General features: G+C 68.6%; 27 protein-coding genes. 9 read left to right on the top strand and 18 right to left on the bottom strand.

The window, feature by feature from the left end; all coding sequences use genetic code 11:
• Nucleotides 1–40: 40 nt before the first annotated feature.
• Together BJY22_RS33915 and BJY22_RS33910 are read right to left on the bottom strand one after the other, a co-directional pair.
• Nucleotides 41–313: an antibiotic biosynthesis monooxygenase gene (locus tag BJY22_RS33915; protein WP_167215226.1), complete on the bottom strand. Its 273-nt coding sequence runs from the start codon at nucleotides 311–313 to the stop codon at nucleotides 41–43.
• Nucleotides 314–357: 44 nt separating this feature from the next.
• Nucleotides 358–645, bottom strand: a complete 288-nt coding sequence (locus BJY22_RS33910) for a hypothetical protein (RefSeq protein WP_167215223.1) — start codon at nucleotides 643–645, stop codon at nucleotides 358–360.
• Nucleotides 646–1,142: 497 nt separating this feature from the next.
• Between BJY22_RS33910 and BJY22_RS33905 the strand changes: the two genes are divergently transcribed.
• From BJY22_RS33905 to BJY22_RS43155, 4 genes are read left to right on the top strand one after another with little or no spacing between them, the layout of a single operon-like run.
• Nucleotides 1,143–1,697, top strand: a complete 555-nt coding sequence (locus BJY22_RS33905; RefSeq protein ID WP_167215221.1) for a MauE/DoxX family redox-associated membrane protein — start codon at nucleotides 1,143–1,145, stop codon at nucleotides 1,695–1,697.
• A gap of 17 nt (nucleotides 1,698–1,714) precedes the next feature.
• Nucleotides 1,715–2,272, top strand: coding sequence for a TlpA family protein disulfide reductase (locus BJY22_RS33900; RefSeq protein ID WP_167215218.1), 558 nt, complete (start codon nucleotides 1,715–1,717; stop codon nucleotides 2,270–2,272).
• A 51-nt stretch (nucleotides 2,273–2,323) separates the two neighbouring features.
• Nucleotides 2,324–2,776: a S26 family signal peptidase gene (locus BJY22_RS33895; protein WP_167215215.1), complete on the top strand. Its 453-nt coding sequence runs from the start codon at nucleotides 2,324–2,326 to the stop codon at nucleotides 2,774–2,776.
• A 26-nt stretch (nucleotides 2,777–2,802) separates the two neighbouring features.
• Entirely contained in the window at nucleotides 2,803–4,575 is a 1,773-nt protein-coding gene (locus BJY22_RS43155) for an ATP-binding cassette domain-containing protein (protein ID WP_202891379.1), read from the top strand.
• A 232-nt stretch (nucleotides 4,576–4,807) separates the two neighbouring features.
• Here BJY22_RS43155 and BJY22_RS33885 read toward each other — a convergent pair whose 3' ends face one another.
• From BJY22_RS33885 to BJY22_RS33870, 4 genes are all read right to left on the bottom strand, one after another.
• Nucleotides 4,808–5,608, bottom strand: a complete 801-nt coding sequence (locus BJY22_RS33885) for a phosphotransferase (RefSeq protein ID WP_167215209.1) — start codon at nucleotides 5,606–5,608, stop codon at nucleotides 4,808–4,810.
• Nucleotides 5,605–5,868, bottom strand: coding sequence for a hypothetical protein (locus BJY22_RS33880; RefSeq protein ID WP_167215206.1), 264 nt, complete (start codon nucleotides 5,866–5,868; stop codon nucleotides 5,605–5,607). Before BJY22_RS33880 ends, BJY22_RS33885 begins: the two co-directional genes overlap by 4 nt.
• Before the next feature lie 587 nt (nucleotides 5,869–6,455).
• Nucleotides 6,456–7,022 (bottom strand): chloramphenicol phosphotransferase CPT family protein, encoded by a 567-nt coding sequence (locus BJY22_RS33875; protein WP_167215203.1) that lies wholly within the window; start codon nucleotides 7,020–7,022, stop codon nucleotides 6,456–6,458.
• A gap of 9 nt (nucleotides 7,023–7,031) precedes the next feature.
• A complete protein-coding gene (locus tag BJY22_RS33870) occupies nucleotides 7,032–7,646 on the bottom strand; it encodes a macro domain-containing protein (RefSeq protein ID WP_167215200.1) in 615 nt (204 codons plus the stop codon).
• A gap of 30 nt (nucleotides 7,647–7,676) precedes the next feature.
• Between BJY22_RS33870 and BJY22_RS33865 the strand changes: the two genes are divergently transcribed.
• The gene (locus tag BJY22_RS33865) at nucleotides 7,677–8,498 is read left to right on the top strand and encodes an aminoglycoside adenylyltransferase domain-containing protein (RefSeq protein WP_167215197.1); all 822 of its coding nucleotides are present in this window, start codon (nucleotides 7,677–7,679) and stop codon (nucleotides 8,496–8,498) included.
• A 12-nt stretch (nucleotides 8,499–8,510) separates the two neighbouring features.
• Here the strand turns inward: BJY22_RS33865 and BJY22_RS33860 are convergent, their stop codons facing one another.
• Both BJY22_RS33860 and BJY22_RS33855 read right to left on the bottom strand, forming a co-directional pair.
• Nucleotides 8,511–9,374, bottom strand: coding sequence for an LLM class flavin-dependent oxidoreductase (locus tag BJY22_RS33860; protein ID WP_337759719.1), 864 nt, complete (start codon nucleotides 9,372–9,374; stop codon nucleotides 8,511–8,513).
• A complete protein-coding gene (locus tag BJY22_RS33855) occupies nucleotides 9,371–10,393 on the bottom strand; it encodes an aldo/keto reductase (protein WP_167215194.1) in 1,023 nt (340 codons plus the stop codon). The genes BJY22_RS33860 and BJY22_RS33855 overlap by 4 nt, the downstream gene beginning before the upstream one ends.
• Before the next feature lie 94 nt (nucleotides 10,394–10,487).
• Here BJY22_RS33855 and BJY22_RS33850 point away from each other — a divergent pair, with 94 nt between their 5' ends.
• Complete coding sequence (locus BJY22_RS33850) at nucleotides 10,488–11,078, top strand: TetR/AcrR family transcriptional regulator (RefSeq protein WP_337759718.1); 591 nt, start codon at nucleotides 10,488–10,490, stop codon at nucleotides 11,076–11,078.
• Here BJY22_RS33850 and BJY22_RS33845 read toward each other — a convergent pair.
• Together BJY22_RS33845 and BJY22_RS33840 are read right to left on the bottom strand one after the other, a co-directional pair.
• Nucleotides 11,044–11,622 (bottom strand): dihydrofolate reductase family protein, encoded by a 579-nt coding sequence (locus BJY22_RS33845; protein ID WP_167215192.1) that lies wholly within the window; start codon nucleotides 11,620–11,622, stop codon nucleotides 11,044–11,046. The two genes, BJY22_RS33850 and BJY22_RS33845, sit on opposite strands and share 35 nt — an antisense overlap.
• Before the next feature lie 68 nt (nucleotides 11,623–11,690).
• On the bottom strand, nucleotides 11,691–12,338 hold the full coding sequence (locus BJY22_RS33840) for a dihydrofolate reductase family protein (RefSeq protein WP_167215189.1): 648 nt from the start codon (nucleotides 12,336–12,338) through the stop codon (nucleotides 11,691–11,693).
• Nucleotides 12,339–12,496: 158 nt separating this feature from the next.
• Here BJY22_RS33840 and BJY22_RS33835 point away from each other — a divergent pair, with 158 nt between their 5' ends.
• Both BJY22_RS33835 and BJY22_RS33830 read left to right on the top strand, forming a co-directional pair.
• Nucleotides 12,497–13,795, top strand: a complete 1,299-nt coding sequence (locus BJY22_RS33835; protein ID WP_167215186.1) for a family 43 glycosylhydrolase — start codon at nucleotides 12,497–12,499, stop codon at nucleotides 13,793–13,795.
• Nucleotides 13,792–14,952 carry a hypothetical protein gene (locus BJY22_RS33830; protein ID WP_167215183.1) on the top strand — a complete coding sequence of 387 codons (1,161 nt, stop codon included), beginning with the start codon at nucleotides 13,792–13,794 and terminating at the stop codon, nucleotides 14,950–14,952. The genes BJY22_RS33835 and BJY22_RS33830 overlap by 4 nt, the downstream gene beginning before the upstream one ends.
• A 42-nt stretch (nucleotides 14,953–14,994) precedes the next feature.
• Here the strand turns inward: BJY22_RS33830 and BJY22_RS33825 are convergent, their stop codons facing one another.
• The 7 genes from BJY22_RS33825 to BJY22_RS33795 all read right to left on the bottom strand — a co-directional run bounded on the left by BJY22_RS33825 (nucleotide 14,995) and on the right by BJY22_RS33795 (nucleotide 22,727).
• On the bottom strand, nucleotides 14,995–16,503 hold the full coding sequence (locus BJY22_RS33825) for a sulfatase-like hydrolase/transferase (RefSeq protein ID WP_167215180.1): 1,509 nt from the start codon (nucleotides 16,501–16,503) through the stop codon (nucleotides 14,995–14,997).
• Nucleotides 16,500–17,510, bottom strand: a complete 1,011-nt coding sequence (locus BJY22_RS33820; protein WP_167215177.1) for an aliphatic sulfonate ABC transporter substrate-binding protein — start codon at nucleotides 17,508–17,510, stop codon at nucleotides 16,500–16,502. The genes BJY22_RS33825 and BJY22_RS33820 overlap by 4 nt, the downstream gene beginning before the upstream one ends.
• A gap of 9 nt (nucleotides 17,511–17,519) precedes the next feature.
• Nucleotides 17,520–18,362 (bottom strand): ABC transporter ATP-binding protein, encoded by an 843-nt coding sequence (locus tag BJY22_RS33815; RefSeq protein WP_238350538.1) that lies wholly within the window; start codon nucleotides 18,360–18,362, stop codon nucleotides 17,520–17,522.
• Complete coding sequence (locus BJY22_RS33810; RefSeq protein WP_167215174.1) at nucleotides 18,344–19,150, bottom strand: ABC transporter permease; 807 nt, start codon at nucleotides 19,148–19,150, stop codon at nucleotides 18,344–18,346. Before BJY22_RS33810 ends, BJY22_RS33815 begins: the two co-directional genes overlap by 19 nt.
• On the bottom strand, nucleotides 19,134–20,399 hold the full coding sequence (locus tag BJY22_RS33805; protein WP_167215171.1) for an ROK family protein: 1,266 nt from the start codon (nucleotides 20,397–20,399) through the stop codon (nucleotides 19,134–19,136). The genes BJY22_RS33810 and BJY22_RS33805 overlap by 17 nt, the downstream gene beginning before the upstream one ends.
• A gap of 100 nt (nucleotides 20,400–20,499) precedes the next feature.
• Nucleotides 20,500–21,522, bottom strand: coding sequence for a zinc-dependent alcohol dehydrogenase family protein (locus BJY22_RS33800; protein ID WP_167215168.1), 1,023 nt, complete (start codon nucleotides 21,520–21,522; stop codon nucleotides 20,500–20,502).
• On the bottom strand, nucleotides 21,507–22,727 hold the full coding sequence (locus tag BJY22_RS33795; RefSeq protein WP_167215165.1) for a multidrug effflux MFS transporter: 1,221 nt from the start codon (nucleotides 22,725–22,727) through the stop codon (nucleotides 21,507–21,509). The genes BJY22_RS33800 and BJY22_RS33795 overlap by 16 nt, the downstream gene beginning before the upstream one ends.
• A 122-nt stretch (nucleotides 22,728–22,849) precedes the next feature.
• On the opposite strand from BJY22_RS33795, the gene BJY22_RS33790 reads away from it, so the two are divergent.
• On the top strand, nucleotides 22,850–23,719 hold the full coding sequence (locus tag BJY22_RS33790; protein WP_167215162.1) for a helix-turn-helix transcriptional regulator: 870 nt from the start codon (nucleotides 22,850–22,852) through the stop codon (nucleotides 23,717–23,719).
• A gap of 164 nt (nucleotides 23,720–23,883) precedes the next feature.
• On the opposite strand, the gene BJY22_RS33785 is transcribed toward BJY22_RS33790, so the two are convergent.
• The gene (locus tag BJY22_RS33785) at nucleotides 23,884–24,558 is read right to left on the bottom strand and encodes a DUF4097 family beta strand repeat-containing protein (protein WP_167215159.1); all 675 of its coding nucleotides are present in this window, start codon (nucleotides 24,556–24,558) and stop codon (nucleotides 23,884–23,886) included.
• Nucleotides 24,559–24,650 lie beyond the last annotated feature (92 nt).

The raw sequence follows: 24,650 nt of genomic DNA, 5'->3' as shown, positions 1-24,650 counted from the left end.
GGATTTGATGCGAGCGCCGGGCGAACGGGGAGGGCCCCGCTCAGGAGTCGTACTGGGCGATCGGGTCGAGTTTCACTGGCGGCTCTCGTAGGGCAAGCATTTGGGCGATCGCGGGGATCTCGGGATCGGAGAGGAACTTCTCGTAGTCTTCGAGCTTCCAGTCGAAGAAGACCCAGACCCGGTTGGGGTCGTCGGGATCCTGGAACACATGGGAGCTCTTGCACCCGTGCTGGCGTCTCTTCTCGACGCCCTGGTTTGAGAACGTCCTCAGAAATTGGTCCAAGTCAGCAACCTGAGCGACAGTGACGATCATGTCTCCTCCTCTGCGAGTCGAGGACCACACGGGAAAGCCGCCCGTCACGGACGGGCGAAGGACCAGACAGGTCGCACTGTGGTCTCGCTTGCCGTCAGGTTCAGTTCGGCGACCAGCAGACGCAGAACGGCGTCCATGTAGGACATGCCCTCAGATTCCGTACGCCAGACGTCGGCGACGGTGAAGCCATCGCCATCGGGGTAGACAACATGCGACATGAGTCCAGGCGGCGGCCCACCCGCGTCCGACATGCTCTGGCCCACTCGGGCGTCGAGTTCCTCGAACTGATCGCGGGTAGCGGAGGACACCGAGAATTGCAGCAGAACGGCCATGGAACGGATTCTCGTCTTCGACCGGCGATCAAGACCAGACCCTTGCAGGACCGGTGGCGCAAAGCTTCGCCGGTACGGGCGGAGTACGGGCAGGGAGTCGTTGCCGGGGACTCGTAGTGTGCGCCGGATCGAGGAGGGGCGATCGTCAGCCTCCTCGGCAGTTCAGTTATCGGTTCCTACCCCAATCCTGGAGGTACCAATGACGAGGTTGATCCAGCGGATGAGCGACGGGCTGCTGTCCGTTGTCGCTCCGAAGATCCAAGCATCGGCGGCCTGTCCGGCGTGTCGCATTATCGGCCAGTGCGGTAGCTGCAACGGAAACCGCAGGTACCGGACCAAGGTGTGCTACTCGGGCCCGGGCTGCCAGACGGAGACGACTACCTGTGTAGCTGTCTCGGAGTGCGCGCCGTAGACACACAGTGGTCGGCGGCGGCGTTCGAGCGAACGCCGCCGCAGCATCCCCGGTACACGACGTGCTTCCAGGTGGCGAGGTGGGCATGGAGTATCTGCAGTTCGGCTGTCAGGTCCTGTTGGGCGGTGTGTTCGCCGTGTCCGCCGGCTCCAAGCTCTACACGCGCACGGCGTTCGCGGACTTCGCGGCAGCGACGGCCAGGCTGACCGGAGCGGGTACGGGAAGGGCGCGGCAGCTCGCGGTCGGCGTCGTTGCGACAGAGATCGCCGTCGTGCTCGCGTTGATCGTCCCCGCGCTGGTCCTGTGGGGGTTCGCCGTCGGCATCGGCTTGCTTGCCGTCTTTTCGGCGGCCATCGTCCGTTCCCTACGTCGTGGGCAGAGGGCGCCGTGCCGTTGCTTCGGAGCGTCGAACTCGCCGCTCGGCGTACAGCATGTGGCCCGCAATGCCGCCCTCGCGGCGTTCGGCGCCTTCGGCATCGCCTCGGGCCTGAGCGGACGAACGTCGTCGCTGGACTTCGGGCTGGCGTGCGTTGTCGCCTTCGCCGCGCTGGTCGGCGTCGCACTGACCGCTCGGCTGGACGACCTGATCGGACTGTTCCGAACTACGACAGCCACGTCGCAGCTCGGCAAGCAACAGTGAAGAGAGGCTGGATTCCTGTGACGACATTTCTCACCGCTCTGGTGGTCGTGGTCGGCATTGTCGGCGTGCTGAACTTGTTGCTGCTGTTCGGTGTCGTTCGCCGGCTGAAGGAACACGACCAGGCGATCGCGAGGATCCCGTACGGCGGGATGCAGAATCTGCCCGCGGATTCGATGCGGTCTCCGGGCTCGGCGGTCGACGACTTCACCGCGGTAAGCACGGACGACGTCGCAGTGACCAAGGAGTCGATGACTGCGGAGACGTTGGTCGGATTCTTCTCTGCGTCCTGCGCCCCCTGCATCGAGAGCGCGCCGAAGTTCGCCGCACACGCCGCCGGAGTACCGGGTGGAAAGGACAGAGTGCTCGCGCTCGTCGTTGCCGACGGCGGTGACGATCCGTCCGAGCTCGTCGGTGTCCTCGGCGGCCGCGCGCGGGTCGTCGTCGAGGGGTACGACGGACCGATCGCCGCTGCGTTCGGTGTGACGGCGTTCCCGACGTACTGCGTGGTCGCGGACGGAACGATCACCGCGACGGCGCTCGAATTCACGACCCTGCCGGTCCCCGCACCGGCCTGACCGGACCTCGGCGGAGATCTCGCGGTGTTGTGGAGAGTTGTCCGTGTCGTCATGGCAGCCGTCGTTGCGACCACGGCCCTGGTACTGCTTGCGCGGGCGCGGCGGCTGGTGGTGGTCGACGTACAGGGCCCGAGCATGGAACCGACCCTGTACGACGGGGACCGGGTCCTGATCCGGCGCGCGCCGCTGTCCGCGGTCCGAACCGGTGACCTGGTCGTCGTTGCGCGTCCGCAGACCCCGCAGTTCGAGGCAGCGGGGACCTGGGTGATCAAGCGCGTCGCCGCGACAGCAGGCGAGCGGGTACCCCCGGTCATTCGGCGCAGTTGGGCAGAGAACGACATCGACTTCAGGGGTGCGTTCGTGCCAGAGGGACGATTGCTGCTGCTTGGGGACAATCCGAGCCGCAGCGGGGACTCGCGGCAGTGGGGCTTCACCGCAGGGGATGCGGTACTCGGCGTGGTCACCAGGTCAATGCGTCCACGTTCGAGGGGCCCGGCCCGATGAACGGTCGGGGCAGGTGGCGCGGGCTGGTGTCTGCGGCGGGATTGGCCTTTCGGGAGGCGCCCGCGCAGCTCGGACTGCTGAGTGTGATCGCGTTGGTAGGGGCGGTGCTCCCGGTCGCTGTCACCTGGCTGACCAAGCTGGTCATCGACTCGGTGACCGGAGGCACCGCGATCGACGTACTGCTCCCGATCGCGATCGCCCTCGCGGTACTCGGGGCCTTGACCGCGACGCTTCCGCAGATCACGCAGTACCTCTCCGCGGAGGCGCAGCGGCGCATCAGCCGAGCGGCCAAGGACCGGTTGTACCAGGCGGTGAACCGATTCCCTGGACTCGGCCGGTTCGAGGATCCGCAGTTCCTCAATCAACTACGTCTTGCCGAAGCCGCCGACAGTGCTCCGGCGCAGTTGACCATCGCAACAGTGCAACTGGTCAAGAACGTCATCACGGCGCTCGGCCTGTTCGGATCGCTGTATGTCATCACGCCGTTCATTGCCGGCATCGTCCTGGTCGCCGCGCTGCCGACCCTGCTGGCCGAACTCGCTCTGGCAAAACGCCGGGTGAAGACCACCACGCGCTTGAGCCCGGACGAACGCCGCGAGCTCTTCTATCAGATGCTGCTGTCCGATGAGCGCGCCAGTCAAGAGATCCGGCTGTTCGGCTCCGGTGATTTTCTGCGCGGCCGGATGATGCGCACGATGTCAGGTATTCACAGCGCCCGGCGCGCAGTCGACCGACGCGAACTCGTCGTCCAGAGTGGTCTCGAGCTCTTCGCTGCTGTCGTCGCCGGTACCGGTCTGATCTGGGCGATTCTCGCGGCGGGCCGCGGTGAGCTGACCGCGGGCGACATCGCTCTGTTCATGGCCGCGGTCGCGGGTGTGCAGATCGCGGTGGCAGGCATCATGTCGCTCCTGGCACAGACGCACGAACAGTTGATGATCTTCGACCACTACACCGCCGTACTCGGCGCCCCGCCCGAGATGCCCGTTGCGGAGCATCCGGTCGCGACACCGGAACTACGCCGCGGGATCATGTTCGAGGATGTCTGGTTCCGGTACGGCGACGACCTGCCGTGGGTACTAAGAGGCGTGACGGTCACCGTCCCGTACGGGATGGCTGTCGGACTGGTCGGAAAGAACGGCGCCGGCAAGTCCACTGTGGTCAAACTCCTGTGCCGGATGTACGACCCGACAAAGGGCAGGATCACCTGGGACGGAGTCGACCTACGCGATCTCGATCCGGCCCGGCTGCGGGACAGGATCGGCGCGGTGTTCCAGGACTTCATGTCCTATGACCTCACCGCGGAGGAGAACATCGCGCTCGGCGACCTCACCGCACTGAAGGATCCGGATCGGATCACCGCGGCTGCCGTTCAAGCGGACGTCCACGACGTCGTCGAGCATCTCCCGAACGGCTACCGCACCATGCTCAGCCGGATGTTCGCCGAGGACGACGGGTCGGACGGAACCGGAGTCGTTCTGTCCGGTGGACAGTGGCAGCGGTTGGCGCTGGCCCGGGCGTTCCTTCGCGCCGACGCAGACCTGTTGATTCTCGACGAGCCGAGCGCGGGCCTCGATCCGGAAGCCGAAGCCGAATTGCATGCCAGGATCAGCACGCTGCGGGAGGGGAGCACCTCGGTACTGATCTCGCACCGCCTCGGTACTTTGCGCGACGCCGACCTGATCGTTGTCCTGGACAACGGGACAGTCACGGAAACCGGCACCCACACAACATTGCTCGCCACCGACGGCACCTACGCCCACCTGTTCACCACCCAGGCAAAGGGCTACCAAACCGAGTAGGCCCACTGACAGCGCGGCTGGGCCCGCCGCATGCGAGCCCGATCCGAACTGACGACAGGCCGTGGGGTCTGGAGACACGCCGTTGCTTGTCTCCAGACCCCATTGCTTGTCTCCAGATCGTGCGGCTTGTGGTCGGGGTATGGCGCGGCGGCGGTCGCGACGCCGTACGTGAGGATGTTCGCGGGGATCTCGTTCACCGACTGCGGGCGTGCGTTGACGTCGAGGGGTAGGGCTATGGGGTTAGGGCGGTTCTGTGGGCTGCTACCCATTGGAGTTCGGTGGTTTCTTGTTCGGTGATGCCGTCGGCTACCCAGGTGCGTTGGGGTTCGATTCCTTGGGTGGCCAGGGAATGCACCAGGTCGATGGTTGCTTGGCCGCGGGTGATGATGGCGTCGACCACGTCGAACGGTGGGGTTGGGCCGTAGGCGGTCAGGAAGTGGTGGATGCGGTTGCGGCGGTCGGGGACCTTGGGGAAGTGGTGCCAGTTCAGGCAGTGGTCGTCGGCTCGGGTTGGTGCGAACCAGAAGAGTGCGTACGCGATGTCGTCGACGGGTTCGCCGGGGTGGAGGTAGTCCCAGTCGAACAGGCCGATGGCTTGGCCGTCTCGCCAGACGAAGTTCCACGGGCCTGGGTCGCCGTGGCAGAACACCTGGCCGGGCCGGCGCAGGGCGGCAAGTATTGGGTGTCCGAAGATCGCGTCGGCCGGTGGTTCCCAGGTGCGGGAGGCGTCGTGGATCCGGCGGAGCAGTCTTGCGGCCGATGCGAGGCCCTCGACGTTGTGCTGGTGTCGCCAGGCGTCGCCGCCGGCGTCGCCTTCGATGAGGCGCAGCGTCTCCGTCGTACCGTCGTTCGACAACGGCTCGGGAATCACGTCCTCCAGGCCCTGGGAGCGCAGGTGTTGGAGGAACGCGTGCACCGTCGCCGTGTGCGCGGACGCGGGGCGAGTGACGATCCCGTCGGCGATACTCACGGGCCGGAACTCGGTGTTCGTGTCGGCAGCTCGGCTGCGGGCGGTCGATCCGTCGGAAGTCACAGTGGAGCCTTTGCCGTCAGGACAAGGGAGGAACGTATGGCAGGCGTCGCCGCCCGCATCTCGTGCCCGAGGGCGCGGTCGCGTTCGTCGACAAACGGCCAGGAGAAGGTCGTGACCGTTCCGAGGGGTGAGAAGTCCACGTCGACCGTGCCGTGGCGCCGCCAGATCGACCGGGGCCAATTCGCGACCCGCACGGCCGGGGCGGTTACATAGAACGACGTCGGGTCGTCGTACAGCGGAGGCTCGGCGTGGGTCTTCATGGACGTCACTCTGCTCTCACCGTCGGCACCAATGAGCGATCCAACCCCATCCGCCCCAGCCGCGCACACGATTTTCCGGCACGCCGTCGTAGCCGTGCACGACGTACGGCTTTGTCGAGTCGTGAATCTCGGTTGCGTCTGACCGCCGATTTCCGAGACTCGGACAACAGGTCCGGAACTTTCTCCACGACTCGACGTGGCGGGTTTGGTCTGGCAAGCGGTCAGGCGTCGCCGCCGGACGAGGCGAACGCGGGACTAGGGGATTGTCGGCCCTCCTGACGCATCCGTGGGTCGACCGCTCGAGGTCCCACCAGGGTGCCTGCGTAGTACGGGGCTCTGGCCTGTTGTACGACGCAGCGATCCGCAGCTGGACAGGAGGTGCCGCACAGCTGGGTAGTGCACCTACCCGTGATCGCCTGTGCGTGTACACCGTCTCGTGGTGCACTACCTGTTGAGCTGCCGTTGCCTGCGTCAGCGGACGGCGGGTTAGTTCACCGCTGGCCTGCTGCAGCAGGCCATTGATCACACAGGCCGCCAGCCGCAACGCACGGATCCGCCAGGAGAGCCGGATTGTCTGTTGGCCCGGGTCAACAGTGTGTTGCGACTTGGCGGGCGCCGGCCTCGGGGGTTTGGGTGGTTGTGTCGAGCCAGAGGTCGTAGGGCATGCCTTCGTGGACGCGCTTCTCGGACCAGCGGGCGAGACCGGCGCGGCCCTTGCGGGTGGTCTCGCGGCGTTCGAGTTCGGCCAGGTCGCACTGGACGCCGACCCACAGGACGTCGAGGTCCGCGAACGTGGTGATCCAGTGGTCCCGTACGTCGGGGCTCAGCATCATCTCGTCGACGATGACAGCGTTGCCCGCCGCAACGAATTCGCGCACCGCCCGGTGGAAACCCTTCAACATGCGCAGCCCGACCGGTCCGTGCGAGATCCCGGTCACGGGTTGGCCGTTCTCGTCCGGTAGGTCGACGTACTGGAACCCCTGCGCGCGATGAGCCCCCATCGGACCGCCGGACCACTGCGCGGGCACCATCGCGAAGCATGTGTCCAGGCCCATCAACAAGTAGGGCTCATCCAAGGTGTCCTGGAGCGCCCTACCCAGCGTCGTCTTGCCGGCGGATGACGGACCGTTGAGGAAGATGACCGAAGGAGTCATCGCGCGACCCTAGCGCACGTGAAGGAGTTCCTCGCGTTGGGAAATGCGCGTGGTGGCCGGCAGGCCCCACATGGTGTAGGCGGCGGCCATGAGCTGTGCGGCTCGGGCGGGTGACACACGGCCGTAGCCCGTACCGAAGCCGGGTGCGGCAACCCTCGTGACCTTCGCCGGGTGACGGCCGACCGCCAACAGAGCGGCCCAGAAAGCGTCGTGTACGGCGATGTCCAACCCGCCCGACAACGCCATCGGCACCCGCATGGTCGGTGCGTACACGAGCCAACGGCAGCGCTCGTCGCCGGTAGGAACCACGCTCGCCGTGCCGACCGGCTGGTACCCGTGGTACTCGTCGGCCACCGCTGCCCAGACCGATCGTTGGACGCCGGGCCAGTGCCCGGCGAGTGCTCGGTCGACGCCCCCGTCCATCTGGCCGTAGCTGTTCCCGGCCGTCAGTACGGCGTCGACTTCCGGCAGCACGTCCAGCAACGATCCTTGGCGTACTTCGATCGCGCCCTCAGCGATCTCAACGGCGAAGACCCGACGCCAAGCCGAGACGAGATCGCCGTCGAGATCGACGAGCAGGAGCTGGGGCGAGGTCATACCGACGCCCCCGCGGTTGGAGATCATGTGACGACACCCTGCCAGAGGAGAAACCCCGTGACGCTCCCAGCCCCCGTGCGAGACCTGTGTGACCGCTTCCTGTTGCTGGCTGAGCGGGAGTTGCCTGTAGGGCTACTGACCGGGCTCTACCTCCATGGTGGATTGGTCTTCGGCGAGTGGGCGCCGCGGGAGTCCGACGTCGACTTCGTCGCTACGCTCGCCCACCGGCCGGAGCCGGCGGAAGTGGAGGCGCTGCGGGGCGTCCACGCACAGATGGTGGCATCCTCCTCGATCCGGTTCGACGGGCCGCACCTGCTCGCCGCCGACCTGGCATGCGACCCGCGCACGCTGCCGCCGGTGCCGCAGATGATCCCCACCAGGAAACTCGAGATTCTCGCCTCGCCGTCGTGGATGATCACGTGGCACGAACTGGCCCAGGCCGGGATCACGATCACCGGCCCGGAGCTGTCCACTCTTCAGATCTGGACCGACAAGCAGGCGTTGCATGACTACACCGTGGACAACCTCGACACCTACTGGCGCAGCAACGCCGAAGGCCTGGCCCGGGCAACCCCCGCCGACCTCCCAACGGACCAACGCGAACGCGACTATCTGCTCACGCACTGCATCCTCGCCTCCGTGCGTCTGCACCACCTCTTGGTCACCGGCGAGATGACCGCGAAGTCGCGCGCCGGCCGCTGGGCACTGACCCACTACGACGAGCGCTGGCACCGGGTTCTGACCGAGGGCCTACGCCTGCGCGACGCCTCCGGCACTTCCGGCTACGTCGACCAGGCTGATCTACTCGCGGACGTCCGGGACTTCCTGGCGTACGTCGTGGCGACGGGCACTGGCAGGCCCGTAGCACCGGCGGCCTGATGCCGCTGAAGGTCAGCTGAGTAGGGGGCGGATCGTGTTGGCCAGGTGGTGGACGAGGTGAGGGGGCCAGGGGGTGGGGAGGATCAGGACTATGTGGGTGAAGCCGGCCTGGATGGCGGCTTCGGCGGTGGTGCGGGTCAGATCCGGGTCGTCGTACGAGACGGAGAGGGCGATTGAGCGCGTGATGGTCGAGGGGTCGCGGCTCAGCTCGGTGCAGTAGCGGTCGAGGAGGGCGCTGCGGGAGATGGCGTCGGGCAGGGCGTTGTCGCCGGGGATGTTCCACAGGTCGGCGTGTTCGGCGGCGACGCGGAGGGTCCGGGTCGAGCGGCCGCCGATGAGGATCGGTGGCGGTTGAGCGGGGCGAGGGTTGCCGATCGCGCCGGTGAGCTGGACGTGTTTCCCGTGGAAGTCGAAGGGTTCGGTCTCGGTCCACAGGCGGCGGATCACCGTGCAGGCCTCGGCCAGCGCGTCGACGGAGTCGCTGAAGTCGTCGTACGGCAGACCGTGGGCGTCGTACTCCCGTCGCGCCGGCGGATGACTCGGTCGCGAACCGGCCCCGATGCCGAAGTCCAGTCGGCCGCCCGACACGATGTCGACGGTGGTCGCGATCTTCGCCAGCACCGCCGGCGGGCGGAACCTGTTGCTGCTGACCATCACCCCGACACGCAGCCGCTGGGTCACTGCGGCCAGCGCGGCAAGCAGGGTCCATCCCTCGAAGACCGGCCCGTGAGGATCGCCGCCGATCGGCATCAGGTGGTCGAACACCCACGCGTGCTCGATTTCGGGTACGTCGTCGGCTTCCTGCCACAACCGCAGTACGTCGGCGTACTCGACCTGCATCGGCGGCGTCATGATGCCGAACGACACCGGGTTCACGAGCGCCGCCGCAGCGCCGGCTCAGTCAGCGCTGGTGCGACCGCGTGCTTCTCCGCAGCGGCAAGGTCGATGCCCGGAGCAACGATCAGGTCGAGAGCGTCGAGGACGTCGGACGACAGCACGGTGTCGGCCGCGGCGAGCTGCGAGTCGAGGTGCTCCGGCGTCCGCGGACCGATCAGCGCGCTCGTCACACCAGGGTGCGCGATCACGAACCCGAGCGCGAGCTGGATCATCGTCAACCCGGCCTGCTCGGCGACCTTGGCGACCTGCTCGACCGCCTCGAGCTTCGCGGCGTTGGCCGGAATGGTCGTATCGAAACGCTCCGGCATGACCTTGGACCGGCTCGTCGTCATCGTCTGCCCCGCGCGTACGGCGCCGGACAACCACCCCGAGGCGAGTGGACTCCACGCGAGCACCCCGAGCCCATACTGCTGAGCGACCGGCAGAACTTCCGCCTCGGCCCCGCGCTGCAGGATCGAGTAGCTCGGCTGCTCGCTCACGAACCGGCCGAGATGGTGCCGATCGGCGGCCCATTGCGCCTCGACCAGCCGGTACGCCGGGTACTCCGACGTACCGAGGTACCGGATCTTCCCCGCGCGTTGCAGGTCGGTCAGCGCCGACAGGGTCTCCTCGTCACTCGTGCTCGGGTCCCACCGGTGCACCTGATAGAGATCGACGTGCTCGACGCCGAGCCGGCGCAGGCTGTTGTCGAGGGCCGTGGTGAGCCAGCGTCGCGAGCCGCCGCGCCGGTTGCGGTCGTCGCCCATCGGCAGACTGCCTTTGGTCGCGAGTACGACGTCGTCGCGCCGGCCCGCGATCGCCCGGCCGACCAGTTCCTCGGACTGACCGTTGGAGTACATGTCGGCGGTGTCGATCAGGTTGACGCCCGCGGCCAGCGCCTTGTCGATCAGCGCGGTGACGTCGTCCTGGCTCGTGCGCCCGATCGCGCCGAAGTTCATCGCGCCGAGCGCCAGCGTGCTGACCTGGACGCCGGTACGCCCGAGAGTGCGGTACTGCATGGTTCCTCCCGCTGATGTCATGATGGAGCCGAAAGCGGAACGCTGCTCCGCTAACGACAATACGGAACGATGTTCCGATTCGCAAGGAGGGTGTGTGAGCTCCGACGGTGAGCCCCGGCGGCGGGCCGATGTCCGCCGCAACGAGAAGGCGCTGCTCGACGCGGCGGCCGCGGTGTTCGTGGTGTCGGGCATCGACGCGCCGGTGCGGGACATCGCCGCCCGTGCGGGGGTCGGCGTCGGGACGGTCTACCGGCACTTCCCGAGCCGGGCGGACCTGGTCGTCGCCGTCTACCGGCATCAGGTCGAGGCGTGCGCGCAGGCCGGACCGGAGTACCTGGAGTCCGAGTCGACGCCGTACGCCGCGCTGCTGCGCTGGGTGGATGATTTCGTCGACTTCCTGGTCACGAAGCATGGCCTCGCGGGCGCGCTGAGCCAGGGGGAGGGGTTCGCGGCGCTGCACACGTACTTCCTCGACCGGCTCGTGCCGGTGTGCGCCGACCTGCTCGCCGCGGCGCGCGCCTCCGGGGAGGTCGCGCGCCCGGACGTCGAGGCGCTGGAGTTCATGCGCGCGATCGGCAACCTGTGCATCGGTGCGGGCGAGGACAAGCGGTACGACGCCCGCAAGATGGTCGCGATCCTGGCCGGGGGACTCACGGTCCGACGTGCCGCGTCGGGCGATAGGTGAGCTCCTGGATGTGACCGTCGAAGGTGCGGGCATCGAGTAGTTCGAGGTCGAAGTCGCCGGCACCGGAGAAGACCGGGTCCGCGCCGGTCTGCCCGCAGATCACCGGGAAGACTGTCACCTGGATGCGGTCGACGAGGCCGGCCGCCAGGAGGATGCGGTTCACGGTGATGCTGCCGTGGGAGCGGATCGGTACGTCGGACTCTTCCTTGAGCCGCCGGACGGTCTCCACCGGATCGCCCGCGACGCGGGCGTCCGGCCAGTCCAAGGGCGCCTGCAGCGTGGACGAGATCACGGTCGCCGGCAGCTCCCTCATCCGCGTCACCCACGGATCGAGCGCCTCGGTTTCGATGCCCGACGCAAGTATCTCCGCATGGGCGCGATACGTGGTGGCCCCGAAGACCATCCGGAGCTCCTGGCTGTACAAGGCGAGACGGTGCGCCAGCAGTTCGGGACCCTGCTTGCCCCAGTACCCGCCCCAGTCGCCGGTGTGCGCCCCGAACCCGTCCAGGCTGCTGAAGACGTCGAAGGTGTAAGTCGCAGTCATGATGCTGCTCCTTCCGAAGGTTGCTTTACCCTCCCTACGAACGCCGCCTGCCGCATCCGACAGCTGGACTACCGCGGCTTGGCGACGAAGGTCAGGTGCGTGACGCCGCTCGGCGACGAGACCACCTCGATGTCGAAGGCATCCTCGAGGGATTCCAGGCCGTCCCAGAGGCGGACGCCGCGGCCGAGCAGGATCGGCACCTGCGCCACGTGCATGTAGTCGACCAGCCCCGCGGTCAGGAACTCCCGCACCACGGTCGGCCCGCCGCCGAGTCGTACGTCGGCGCCGTCCGCCGCCTGCCGGGCCTGCTCCAGCACCTCGCTCGGGGCGGCGTCGACGAAGTGGTACGTCGTACCGCCGTCCATCTCGATCGACGGCCGTGGGCGGTGGGTGACGACGAAGACCGGCGTGTGGAACGGCGGGTTCGGGCCCCACCAGCCCTTCCAGTCGGGGTCGTCCTGCCAGTTCGGCGGGCCGAACTTGCCGGCGCCCATGATCTCGGCGCCGAATCCCTGCTCGTGCTGCTCGGCGAACGCGTTGTCGACGCCGAGTGTGCCGCCGGGCAGGCCGTCCTGCGCGTGGAAGAACCGGGTGCTGACGTACCACTCGTGCAGCCGCTCGCCGGCGTGCCCGAACGGGGCCTCGAGCGACTGGCCGTCGCCGGTGGCGAAACCGTCGAGCGAGATGGCGAGGTTGTTGACGCGGAGTGCGGACATGGTCATGCTCCTTCGCTACGTCGGCGCCGCCTTTCGGCGCCGTCACCAGGAGGTCGGAGCCGACCGATCCAGCTTGACACGGGCCCGGCGAAAACCTGGCAAAGCAACCTTTTTGTCGCTTGTTCACTGATGAAATCGCCGTCATTACGGTGTGCCCCATGGACATCAACAGAAGGTCGGTTCTGGCTGGTCTGGCCGGCGTCGCCGGGGCGGTCGCGCTGCCCACGACGGCGTACGCCGGGACGATCGAGCCGAACCGGCGGTACCCGCAGCCCTGGCCCGAGCTCGAGCCGTACGGACTGGCCGACACCCGGCCCGACCTGTGGCCCCGTGACGACAACTCCTTCGTTCTGCCGCTCGAACCGCGCCCTCGCGACGAGGAACTCGGGCGCGTGTGGATGCGCGACACCTACGTGAACTGCTTCGTCGTCGACGGCCGCCCGTTGTACGTCGCCACCGGTACGACGCGCGTACCGGGCCGGCCCGCGGCGGGACCGTGGAACGACGGGATCTTCGTGTGGACCGCGCCGTCGCTCCGCGGCCCGTGGCGGCTGGCCGACACCAACGGGATCCGTCCCGGCCAGGAGAAGGGCAAGGTCTGGTCGCCCGAATTCGCCGGCGAGAACAGCCCGGGACGTACGGTCGTGGCTCCGTGGCAGGAGTACTGGTACGACGACCAGTTCGGCAAGCGTGGAAACGTCTGGGCGCCCGAGGTGCACTACTTCCGCGGCACCTGGTACATCGTCGCCTGCATGGGCGACCACTCGCGCAAGGTCGGATCGTTCCTGCTGATCAGCGAAGGTGGCGTCGAGGGGCCGTACCAGCTTGCCCAGGGCAACTACGAGAAGCCGTTCGGGGACTCGTTCGTCGGCGGACCGGGCTTCATCCTGCCCGGCGCGTACCACCACATCGACGGCAGCATGTACACCGAAGGCGACGACGCCTGGCTGGTGCTGCACAACGACCTCTACGCGCGCTTCCGCGACGACATGGAGGACATCGTCCCCACCACCGCGCTGCCGAGGTTCCAGCAGGCGCCGTACACGCCCGAGCCCTACCTCGAAGGCGCGTACGTCTTCAAGCACGGCGGGAAGTACTACCTCATGCACGCGGCGTGGGACCGTGCCTCGACGAACTCCGACGGCAGCACGCGCAACGCCTACGATCCACCTGGCCCGGGACGTGTGCAGTACCAGTACGACCTGATCATGGCGGTCTCCGACCAATTCGAAGGGCCGTACTCGCGCCGATGGACCGCCGGTGTCGGAGCCGGCCACAACAACGTCTTCGCCGACGCCAGTGGCCACCTGTGGGCGACGTTCTTCCGCAACCCGAACTTCGGCTACTGGGCGGATCCGTCCCGCGTCGCCGACACCGCGGTACCGGGTGTTGTCCGGATGGAGTGGACCGGGCCGCAGTCCAACCGCTTGTACGTGCGGCGTCAGGCCGGCAGTTGAGACGCCGACTCGCCGCCCTCGTCGGTGCCCTGGTCCTGGTGAGCGGCGGCACCGTTGCGGCAGCCGCCGCGCCGGCGTCGGCGACCACACCCTTGCCGGCGTTGGGCGCCCTGGGCGCCAACTACAACGAGAACCTCGACCAGCTGAACTACCGCGAGCTCCGCACGGCGCGTGCGAGCTGGGTCCGCGGCTTCTACGCGCTGCCCGAGGCGGACGCCGTACCTCCCGAGAACAGCCCGACCCTCGGGGTGATCCGCGATGCGCACGCCCGCGGCTACAAGACCGTCCTCAGCCTGAAGTTCCCCAAGGCCGGGACGTCCTTCCCCCGGCCGGGCAGCGCGGAGCTGACCGCCGAACTCGCCCGGCTGGACCGCGTGCTCCCGCTCGTGCTCGGGACCGTGGACATCGTCACGATCGGCAACGAGCCGTTCATCGAGAGCCTGCCCGCCGAGCGCGACGAGCGGCTGAACGACTTCTACGAGGCCGTTGCCCGGCACGTGATCGCGGCCCGCGCCAAGCTCTGTCCGCAGAACTGTGCGACCCATCTGTACATGGGCGCACTGAACCGGCTGGACCTGGCGCAGAACCGTACTCCGGCGGTCGAGCGGTACCTGCGCTTCGTCCGCGAGACGCCCGAACTCGAAGGCGTCGACCTGCATCCGCACGTCGCCGACCAGGCCGCCATCCAGGACTTCCTCGACTACACGCTGCCGCGGCTCCGGCCGGAACAGACGTTCCTGGTCACGGAGTTCTCGCTTGTCTGGTACTGGCAACAACACCTCACCGACCGGATCCCAGCGACGTTCGCCGAGCGGTACGGCTACGCGGCGGATACGCAGGTGTGGCAGGTCATCGGTGATGCGATCCAGCAGCCGTTCCCGTCGGCGAAGTGGAACGAGTTGCTCGCTGCCAGTCCGTGGTTCGAGTCCAAGAAGCACTTCCTGCGCGACGAGCTGGAGCGTTTCCGCGCCACGGGCCGGCTCGCCGTGGCGACGTACGGCTTCCGGCAGATCCCGTCGATGACGGCCGGCTGGAGTGCGACGAAGGCGCCGTGGCTGCTCAACAGCGTCTTCGCGCCCCTGACGGTGCGGCCGCGGGGCGACGGGATGTCGGTGCCGGGGTACGCCTGGATCGACGACTTCCGCGCGCTGCAGTGAAGAACGTCCGTGGGCCCTCCGGGAAGGGCCCACGGACCGTCTTCAGTCTTCCGGTGGCTGGTACGACGCTTCGTCGAGGCCGCTCATGCTGGGGTCGTACGAGACATCGCCCACGTCGTACATCGAGGTCATCCAGTGGTAGAAGTTGTCGCCGCGCTCCCGCAGTACCGTGTAGAGACGGCGCATCATCTGTGACCGTACGGCGGCCTGCTCCGGGTGCTCGTACACGTTGAGCAGTTCGTCAGGGTCGAGCTCCAGGTCGTAGAGCTCGTTCACCGAGTCGGGGTTGACCACGAGCTTGTACCGGTCCGTGCGCAGCATCCGTTGCGGATAGGGGAAATGGTGCCCGTGGAACTCGCAGACGATGTCGTCGTCCCACTCGACCGGCTCACCGGTTGTCAACGGCAACAGGCTGCGCGAGTCGGTCGCGAGTTTCGGATCCGCCCCGGCGAGGTCGAGGATCGTCGCCGTGCAGTCGAGCAGGCTGACGAACTCGTTCCGTACGACGCCCTCCGGCTGCCCCGGGACGCGCAGCAGCCCCGGAGTGCGGTAGATGTCCTCGTACATCGCCGGGCCCTTGTCGTGCAGCCGGTGCGAACCGGTGAACTCCCCGTGGTCGCAGGTGAAGAACACCGCGGTGTCGTCGGTCAGCCCGAGCCGTTTCATCGCCTCCAGCACACGGCCGATCTCGAAGTCGATCAGCGCGACGTACCCCTGGTAGATCGCGATGAGCTTGCGGGTCGTCTCGATCGGCATCGTGTCGAACGTCCAGTGCGCGCTGTAGTTCTTCTGCACCGGAGGCTTGCCCTCGAACGTCTCGGCCACCGATCGCGGCAGCTCGACGTCCGCGGGGTCGATCAGGTCGAAGTACTCGTCGGGCAGGATGTACGGCAGGTGCGGCCCGAAGAGGTGCAGCGCCAGGAAGAACGGCTGCTCACCGTCCGCGGCGTACCGCTCGAGCAGCTCGATGGCGCGCGTGGCGAGGTAGTGCTCGAACGTCGCCTCCACCGGCTGGTGCAGCCGCGCGGCGAGCAGGTTGCCCGGCCCGCCGTTCGGCAGCGTCCCGCGGATCCGGTCCGAGATCTCGTACGGCGGTAGTCCGCGCTCCTCGAGATACTCCAGGTAGTCCGGGTGATCCACCGGGTTGTGCCACCCCGGCAGGTCGGGCCCGTCGAACCCGAAGTCGCCGGCCGTCCTGTTGGTGCCGACGTGCCACTTGCCGATCAGCCCGCAGTTGTACCCCCTGTCGCGCAACGTCTGCGAGAAGGTGAACGTCCCCTCGCCCAGGTCCTCGATGTAGCCGACGTTGCGCTCGTAGTTCGCCAGGAGCTTGTGCCGGAACGGCGCCTGCCCGGTGAGCAGGCTGGCCCGGGCCGGTGTACAGATGGCCGTCGGGGTGTACCACCGGTCGAAGCGGGTCCCGGTCCGGGCCAGCTCGTCGAGGTTCGGGGTCGTCCCCAGTTGGTTGCCGTAAGCACCGAGTGTGTCGGTCCGGTGCTGGTCGGTCATCAGGAACAGGATGTTCTTCGGGTTGCTACCGGGTCGGCTCACTTGGCGGCCGCCGCGGTGGTGAACAGCTCGCCGGTGTAGTAGGTCTTCGGGTCGACCTTCGACTTCAGCTTGCCGGCTTCGACGAAGTAGTCGGCCATGCCGTTCAGCCACTTGTCGACGGTGCCGTCCTTGGTCTTCGCGTCCAGCTCGTCGAGGGACAGCACCTTGACGTTGCCCGCGTCGGCCTTCACCTGGTCGACCGGGACGTTGAGCATCTTGGCGGTCAGCTCGATCGACTTGTCCATGTTCGCGGACCGGTAGGCGATCGCGTCCCGCAGTACGGCGATGGTCTTCTCGGTCTTGGTCTTCTGGCCGGAGACGACGTCGTTGCCGGCCACGAACGCGGTCGGGAAGGAGACCTGGGACTCGAAGTCGGAGTTCTTGGCGAGCTCGGTCAGGTCCGGGACCTGCTTCTTGATCGTCGCGATCGCCGGGTACCAGAAACCGGCCGCGTCGATCTTCTTGGATGCGAACGCGGACACGATGGTCGAGGCGTCCATGTTGACGACCTTGAGGTCGTCCTTGGTCATCCCGGCCTTCTTCAGCGCGAGCGTGAGGATCATGTCGCCCGACGTGCCTTCGGGGACGCCGACGGTCTTGCCGCGGAGCTGGTCGATCGAGGAGGTGCCGGAGCGGGCGATCACCCGGTCGGCGTTGCCCAGCGTGTTGATCGCGACGACCTTCGCCTGTCCTGACGCCGGCAGCCAGAACGCCCCCGGGCCGATGTAGCCGAAGTCGAGGTCGCCGGTGCCGAGCGCCTGGATCTGCAGGGGGCCGTTGGTGAACACCTTCGTGCTCGCCTTCAGGCCGTGCTTCTGCCACAGCTTCTGGTCGTCGGCGATCGCCAGCAGACTGGTGCCGTTGTAGTCCGCGATGTAGCCGAAGTTCACCTGCTCCAGCGGGCCGCCGTCCGCGGCCTTGTCGTCGGACCCGCCACAGCCGGCGAGGGCGAGCGCGAGGGCGACGGTACCGGCGGCGAGCGCCGTGAGCTTGCGTGAGAACGTCATGGGTGGTCCCTAGGATCGAGCCGTCGCGGGTGACGGCAGAGCGGTTCCGGACTCGGCCGCGGTGCGGCCGTCCTGGTGGTAGACGGAGTGCCAGACGCGGTTGCGCAACGCGGCGAACTCGGCGCTCAGGCGGAACTCCTCGGACCGGGGGTACGGCAGGTCGACGTCGATCACGTCGTAGATCCGCCCCGGCCGGGCGGCCATCACGACGACGCGGTTCGCCAGGAAGACCGCCTCGTCGACGTCGTGCGTGATGAACATGACCGTGCGCTGCTCCTGGCTCCAGGTGGCCAGCAGCTGTTCCTGCAGCTTGACCCGGGTCAGGGCGTCCAGGGCCCCGAACGGCTCGTCCATCAGCAGGATCGACGGGTTCACGGCGTACGCCCGGGCGATCGCGCAGCGCTGCCGCATACCGCCGGACAGCATCTTGGGCAGTGCGTCCGCGAAGTCGGACAGCCCCACCATGTCGATGAAGTGCTGGGCGCGCTCCCGTCGCTCGTCCTTGCGGACACCGGCGGTCTTGAGCCCGAACTCGACGTTCTTGCGCACCGTCAGCCACGGGAAGAGCGCGTACTGCTGGAAGATCACGCCGCGCTCCGGGCCGGGACCCGACACCGGTACGCCGTCGACCAGCGCGCGCCCCGCCGTCGGTCCCTCCAGGCCGGCCAGGATGTTCATCAGCGTGCTCTTGCCGCAGCCCGACGGGCCCACCACGGTGATGAACTCGTTGTCCGCGATGTCCAGCGACACCTGGTCGAGGGCGGTGAAGGTGTCCTTGCCGAGGGCAAAGGTCTTGGTGACCGACTGGACAGAGATCTTCTGCGGGCTCTTCGTCATCGGCGTTCCTGCCATCCGGTGAGTTTGCGTTCGGCCGTCAGCAGCACCCGGTCCATCAGCAGACCGAGGATGCCGATCGAGATCAGGCCGACGAAGATCGTCGGCAGGTCGTAGTACAGCTGCGCGTTCTGCATCCGGAAGCCGAGGCCCTGCTGGGCGGCGATCAGTTCGGCGGCGACCAGCGTCGCCCAGGCCGAGCCGAGCCCGACCCGCATGCCGACCAGGATGAACGGCGTCGAGGCGGGTACGACGACCCGGGCGAAGATCCCGGCGTCCTTGGAACCCAGCACCCGGGCAGCGTTGATCAGTGTCTTGTCGACGTTGACCACGCCCTGGAACGTCGAGATCACGCAGGCCAGGAACGCGGCCAGGAAGATCACGAAGATCTTCGGCGCCTCGCCGATCCCCATCAGCACGATCGCCAGCGGGATGATCGCGAGCGGTGGCACGGTCCGGAAGAACTGGATCCACGGCTCGACCAGCCCGCGGACCACGGCGTACCAGCCCATCAGGAAGCCGACGGGGATCGCGGCGGCGGTGCCGAGCGCGAAGCCGATCAGGACCCGCGTCAGGCTGGCCAGGACGTCCTTGCCCAGCGTGCCGTTGCCGGTCAGGGTCACCGCCTGGGAGACCACCTCGGGAGGCGTCGGCAGCTTCAGCCCGGCGAGCGCCAGGATCCACCACAGCGCGATGCCCAGGCCGATCGAGACCCCGTTGAGTAACAGGGGCAGGCCGGTGGTCCGCGTGCGGGTTCGGTCCCGCGTCCTCGCGGTACCGGCGGTCTGGTCAGTGAGCACGGCCATCGGCCACTCCTCGGGTTTCGGTCTGCCGCAGGCGGGAACCCGAACCGGCCGGCGCCGGTGTCTCGGGGTATCCGGCCAGCAGCGGCGAGCTGTGGAAGACGGCGGCGAGCGCACCGAGCGCTCCGTCGTCGTCGGAGAGGTACGCCGCCCGTACACCGGGGGAGGCGGCACCTGGGAAGAGTTCGTAGCTGACCCGCGCGGCGGCCTGCTCGACGATCGCGGGCGCGAGGCGGGTGATCGCGCCGCCGATCACGATCTCCGCGGGGTTCAGCGCCATCGCGACCGCGGCGAGGACCCGGCCGACAGCGGCGCCGGCGTCCCGCAGTACCTGGTCGGCGACCGGGTGTGAACGGGCGACGGCCGCGGCGAGGTCGTCGAGGCTCTCCGCGGCGAGGCCTGCGGCTCGGCAGGTTGCCAGGATCGCGGGGACCGAGGCAATGGTCTCGAGACAGCCGTTCTTGCCGCAGCGGCAGGGACCGCCGTCGGCGCGCACCGTCACATGTCCCAGCTCGCCGGCCAGTCCGGCCGAGCCCGACACGAGCCGGCCGCCGACCACGAGGCCGCCGCCGACGCCGTCGGACAGGCGCACGTAGAGCAGGTTCTCGATCGCCTTGGCGCCGAAGATCGCCTCCGCCAGCGCGGCCAGCCGGGTGTTGTTGTCGACGATCACCGGCGCGCCGAACCGCTCGCCGAACGCCTCGTCGACGGAGGCGTCGTGGAAGCCGTCCGCGGCCGCGCGGTGCGAGGGGAACCCGCGCACGCCCGGCTTGCCCGAGTACGGCCCGGGAATGCCGATGCCCACGCCCTGCAGGGCGCCGTAGTGGACGCCGTACTCGTCGCTGAGCCGCTCGATCAGGCGGAACGCGACGTCGAGCCGGGTCGGCCAGTCGACGCGGTCCTCGTACCGGTCGGAGCCGGACGCGACGATCTCGTGGGAGGCGTCGGCCACCGTGACGTGCACGCGGCGATGCCCGAAGTCGACGCCCATGAACTGCCCGGACGCCGGATCCAGCGCGAGTCGCTCGGCCGGGCGGCCGCTGCCTTCCCGGTGCGCCGCGTCGGTGTCGGTGACGATGATGGCGCCCCGCTGCAGCAGGCTCCCGGTGATCTCGGACAACGTGGTGCGGGACAGACCGACGGCACGCGCGATCTGGTTCCGGCTGAGCGCGCCCTGCTCCCGCAGCACCTGGAGGACCCGCTCTTCGTGGGTCCTCCGCACAAGTGCCTGTACTCCTGGCTGCGTCTGCACTCTCGCGACGCTAGGAACCCGGAATTTTTCCGTCAACCCTCCGACAGAATTCCCCGCGAATTTCGCCGCGCCAGGACACAATCCGGGCGCGGCGCCGACGTCACGGACGCAGGAGGGCCTTGATCGCCTGGCGCTGGTCCATCGCCTCGTAGGCCTTGGCGGCGTCGGACAGCGGCAGGTCGAGGTCGAAGACCTTGCCGGGGTCGATCTCGCGGCGGGTGATCAGGTCGATGAGGGTGGGGAGGTAGTGGCGGACCGGGGCCGGGCCGCCGTGCAGGTGGACGCCGGAGAAGAACAGTTCGTCGCCGGGCAGGCTCACGTCGTGGGCGACACCCACATAGCCGACGTGGCCGCCGGCGCGGGTCGCGCGGATCGCCTGCATCATCGACTCCTGGGTGCCGACGGCCTCGATGACGCTGTGTGCGCCGTAGCCGCCGGTGAGTTCCTTGACGCGTGCGACGCCCGCGTCCCCGCGTTCGGTGACGATGTCCGTCGCGCCGTACTCCAGGGCCAGTTGCTGCCTGGGCTCGTGGCGGCTCATCGCGATGATGCGTTCGGCGCCGAGTTGGCGGGCCGCCAGGACGCCGAGCAGGCCGACCGCGCCGTCGCCGACGACGGCGACCGTCTTGCCGGGACCGGCCGCGGCCGCGACGGCGGCGAACCAGCCGGTGCCCAGTACGTCGGACGCGGCGAGGAAGGACGGGATCAGGTCGGCGTCGGGCAGGCCCGGGGTCGCGACGAGGGTGCCGTCCGCGAGCGGTACCCGGGCCAGCTCCGACTGGGTGCCGATGGCACCCATCAGCTCGGCGTGGACGCAGCGCGACTGGTACCCGGCCCGGCAGATCTCGCAGGTGTTGTCGGAGGCGAAGAACGAGCCGATGACGAAGTCGCCCGGCTTGACGGTGGTGACGGCGGAGCCGATCTCCTCGACGACACCGGCGTACTCGTGGCCCATCGGCGTCGGTCCGTCGAGCTTGTCCTGGCCGCGGTACGGCCACAGGTCCGAGCCGCAGACGCAGGTGGCGCTCAGCCGGATGATCGCGTCGGTCGGCTGCTGGATGATCGGGTCGGGCCGGTCCTCGACGCGGACGTCGCGGGGACCGTACATCATGACTCCACGCATGGTTGGGAACCTCTCTGGTTGACGATCAGTGCGAGCAGGGAGAAGGCAGTGAGGGCGAGCACGATGGCCGCCATCGGTACGGCGGTACGCTCGCCGCCGAGGCCCGCGAGCGGGGCGACGACGCCGGCCATGCACCACTGCAGGAACCCGAGTACGGCCGAGCCGGTGCCGGGATGCTCCGGTACCTGGGCGGACGCGAGCGCACCGGCGTTCGGCCCGACCAGGCCTTGAGCGGACATCAGCACGAAGAACCCGAGCAGCGCGACCGGAAGCGGCATGCCGAACCAGAGCGCGCCGACGAGCAGCACCACGCCCGCGAGGCCGGTCGCGACGAGCCCGACGAGGACGAGCTGCCGCGTCGGGACGCGACCGGCCAGCCGTGCGGCGACGAGTGTCGCGACGGTCAGCCCGACGGCGTTGACCGCGAAGTCCACGGAGTACGCGACGGGGGAGAGGCCGTTCATCGACTGCAGCACGAAGGCCGACGTCGCGACGTACGCGAAGATCGTGCCCATCGAGAAGGAGAAGACGACCAGGTAGCCGAGGAACCCGCGGTTCCGTAGTACCTCGCCCGCGAAACGGGTCGGCTCGCGGCGCGCAGTTTCCGGTACGGCGACCGCGACCGTCACGACCATGACCGCGGCGAGCGCGGCGACGACCCAGAACGACACCCGCCAGTGCGACAACTGCAGGACGGCCGCGCCGAGCAACGGCCCGACGATCGGCGCGATCCCGGCCACACCGGCGACCAGGTTCATCGCGCGGACCAGCCGGGTCCCGGACGTCAGGTCCACCACGACCGACCGGGCGATCACCATCGCCCACCCGCCGCTGAAACCCTGCACCAGCCGGGCAACCATCAGCACGCCGATCGTCGGGCTGAACGCGCACAGCGCCGAGGCGGCGGTCAGCACCACGAGCGAGATCAGGAGCGGACGCCGCCGGCCGGCCCGGTCCGAGACCGGGCCGCCGACGAGTTGTCCCAGAGCCATGCCGACGAAGAAGGTCGTCAGCGTGAGTTGTACCTCGGTGGCGCTCGTGGCGAGGTCGCGGGCGACCAGCGGGAACGCCGGGACGTACATGTCGGTGGCCAGCGGAGCGATCGCGGTGATCAGGACGACGGTGGCCAGCACGGTTGCCGGCAGGATTGCGGGCGGGGCTGCGCCACGGCTGGTCTGCGGTGGTCGCGCGGTGGTCAGGGTCATCGGGTCCTCTCGGTCGCTCGCAGCTCCATGCAAGCGCCCGGAGCGGACGCGAAGAAGTCCCGCTCGAGAGGTGTACCAGCAGTACATCCCTCCGCGGGCGCGGCACCGGTACCGTCGATGACATGGACAACAAGGCCGAGGTCCGGGCGTTCCTCACCTCGCGGCGGGCGAAGCTGACGCCGTCGGACGTGGGTCTCCCAGCCGTGGGTCAGCGACGCGTACCAGGGCTGCGCCGGAGCGAGGTCGCCACCCTCGCCGGGGTGAGCATCGAGTACTACGCCAAGCTCGAGCGCGGCGCGATCGCCGGGGCGTCGTCCGCCGTACTCGAGGCGCTCGCGGAGGCGCTGCGGCTCGACGACACCGAGCGCGCGCATCTGTTCGCCCTCGCGCGGGCGGCTGACGGCATCCCGGCGTCGGGTCGCCGTCGGCGCCGCCCTGCCCCGCAGGCCGCGTCCCGGCTGAGCCTGCAGTGGGCGCTGGAGGCAATCACCGACGGCATCGCGTTTGTCCGCAACCCCTCGCAGGACCTGCTCGCGACGAACGCGCTCGGCCGGGTGTTCTACTCGCCGGTGATCGGCGAGGGCGGCCGGACGCCGAACCTGGCCCGCTTCCAGTTCCTCGACCCGGCGTCGCGCGACTTCTACCCCGACTGGGATCTGTTCGCGCACATGTGTGTCGCGATCATGCGCGCCGAGGCCGGCCGCGATCCGCACGACCGCGGCCTGCAGGACCTGGTCGGCGAACTGTCCACTCAGAGCGAGACGTTCCGCCGGCTCTGGGGTTCACACGACGTCCGCACCCACGGCACCGGCACCAAGCGGTTCCACCACCCCGAGGTCGGCGACCTCACGCTCGCCTACGAGGAACTCGCCATCACCGCCGAACCCGGCCTCGTGCTCATCGTCTACACCGCCGAACCCCGCTCCCCGTCCGCCGAGAAGCTCCGCCTCCTCGCCTCTCTGGCCGCCGACCGCACGCCGGCCAAGCCGTAGCGCCCCGGGCGCGGCCGACCGCCCACCTGCGCAGCCGTAGACGCCGACCGCCCGCCCGCGCAGCCCTGGACGCCGACCGCCAGCCCATCACAATCGTCGGCCGTCGGCCGGGGTCGCGCTCGGCGCGGGCCGCCCGGGCGGATTGTGATGGCCTGGGGATCGGGTCAGGCGGGGCGGACGGTGATGTTGCCGCCGTGGGTGCGGGCGCGGACGGTGACGGTGCGGGCCGGGTTCTCGATCGTCGGCAGGTCGTTGAAGACCCGGCCGACGGAGGTGTGCGCGTCGACGGTGGCCGCCGTACCCGCGGGGACGCCGACCGCGACCTCGCCGGTGGCGGTGTACAGGTCGACCGTGCCGGTGCCGAGGGCGCCGACGCGGATGTCGCCGCTGGCGGTCCGGGCGTTGACCTCGGCGCCCGCCGCGTCGACGCTGATGTGACCGGTGGCGGACTTGGCGCGCAGGTTGCCCGCGACCGTGCCGACCCGGATGTCGCCGTTCGCCGTCTTCAGCTCGCACGAGCCGACCCGGCCCTCGACGACGTACTCGCCCTTCGCGGTGTAACCGTGGACGTCCGAGCCGGCGGGTAGTTCGATCAGGACCTCGACGGCTCCGTACCGCTTGCTGAACATCGACCGCAGCTTCGGGTGCTTCACCTGCAGCTTGTTGTCGGTGAACTCGACGACCACCTGCTCGGCGGCCTTCACGTCCAGCTCCCAGGCCGGGTCGACCGGGCGGACCTCGACGACGGTATCGGTCCGGTCGCCGGCCTTGACGGTGATGTTGCCGAAGACGATGTCGATCGTCGCGGAGATCGGCGCGGGGGTGTGGAAACTGGACATTGTGGTTCTCCCTCAGGTGTCGGTGTGGCAACTCTGGCCGCACCTCCTGACACCGCTCTGCGACCAGGGCGGACACAGCGGCTGACACGGTG

It is taken from the genome of Kribbella shirazensis (genome assembly GCF_011761605.1).
GTDB lineage: Bacteria > Actinomycetota > Actinomycetes > Propionibacteriales > Kribbellaceae > Kribbella > Kribbella shirazensis.
This window is presented reverse-complemented; position numbering and strand designations above follow the sequence as displayed.

Coding starts and splice junctions, on each gene's coding strand:
- BJY22_RS33915 (WP_167215226.1), bottom strand. CDS start 313: ATGATCGTCACTGTCGCTCAGGTTGCTGACTTGGACCAATTTCTGAGG.
- BJY22_RS33910 (WP_167215223.1), bottom strand. CDS start 645: ATGGCCGTTCTGCTGCAATTCTCGGTGTCCTCCGCTACCCGCGATCAG.
- BJY22_RS33905 (WP_167215221.1), top strand. CDS start 1,143: ATGGAGTATCTGCAGTTCGGCTGTCAGGTCCTGTTGGGCGGTGTGTTC.
- BJY22_RS33895 (WP_167215215.1), top strand. CDS start 2,324: ATGGCAGCCGTCGTTGCGACCACGGCCCTGGTACTGCTTGCGCGGGCG.
- BJY22_RS33880 (WP_167215206.1), bottom strand. CDS start 5,868: ATGAAGACCCACGCCGAGCCTCCGCTGTACGACGACCCGACGTCGTTC.
- BJY22_RS33875 (WP_167215203.1), bottom strand. CDS start 7,022: ATGACTCCTTCGGTCATCTTCCTCAACGGTCCGTCATCCGCCGGCAAG.
- BJY22_RS33870 (WP_167215200.1), bottom strand. CDS start 7,646: ATGATCTCCAACCGCGGGGGCGTCGGTATGACCTCGCCCCAGCTCCTG.
- BJY22_RS33855 (WP_167215194.1), bottom strand. CDS start 10,393: ATGCAGTACCGCACTCTCGGGCGTACCGGCGTCCAGGTCAGCACGCTG.
- BJY22_RS33845 (WP_167215192.1), bottom strand. CDS start 11,622: ATGACTGCGACTTACACCTTCGACGTCTTCAGCAGCCTGGACGGGTTC.
- BJY22_RS33840 (WP_167215189.1), bottom strand. CDS start 12,338: ATGTCCGCACTCCGCGTCAACAACCTCGCCATCTCGCTCGACGGTTTC.
- BJY22_RS33835 (WP_167215186.1), top strand. CDS start 12,497: ATGGACATCAACAGAAGGTCGGTTCTGGCTGGTCTGGCCGGCGTCGCC.
- BJY22_RS33820 (WP_167215177.1), bottom strand. CDS start 17,510: ATGACGTTCTCACGCAAGCTCACGGCGCTCGCCGCCGGTACCGTCGCC.
- BJY22_RS33815 (WP_238350538.1), bottom strand. CDS start 18,362: ATGGCAGGAACGCCGATGACGAAGAGCCCGCAGAAGATCTCTGTCCAG.
- BJY22_RS33810 (WP_167215174.1), bottom strand. CDS start 19,150: ATGGCCGTGCTCACTGACCAGACCGCCGGTACCGCGAGGACGCGGGAC.
- BJY22_RS33800 (WP_167215168.1), bottom strand. CDS start 21,522: ATGCGTGGAGTCATGATGTACGGTCCCCGCGACGTCCGCGTCGAGGAC.
- BJY22_RS33795 (WP_167215165.1), bottom strand. CDS start 22,727: ATGACCCTGACCACCGCGCGACCACCGCAGACCAGCCGTGGCGCAGCC.
- BJY22_RS33790 (WP_167215162.1), top strand. CDS start 22,850: ATGGACAACAAGGCCGAGGTCCGGGCGTTCCTCACCTCGCGGCGGGCG.
- BJY22_RS33785 (WP_167215159.1), bottom strand. CDS start 24,558: ATGTCCAGTTTCCACACCCCCGCGCCGATCTCCGCGACGATCGACATC.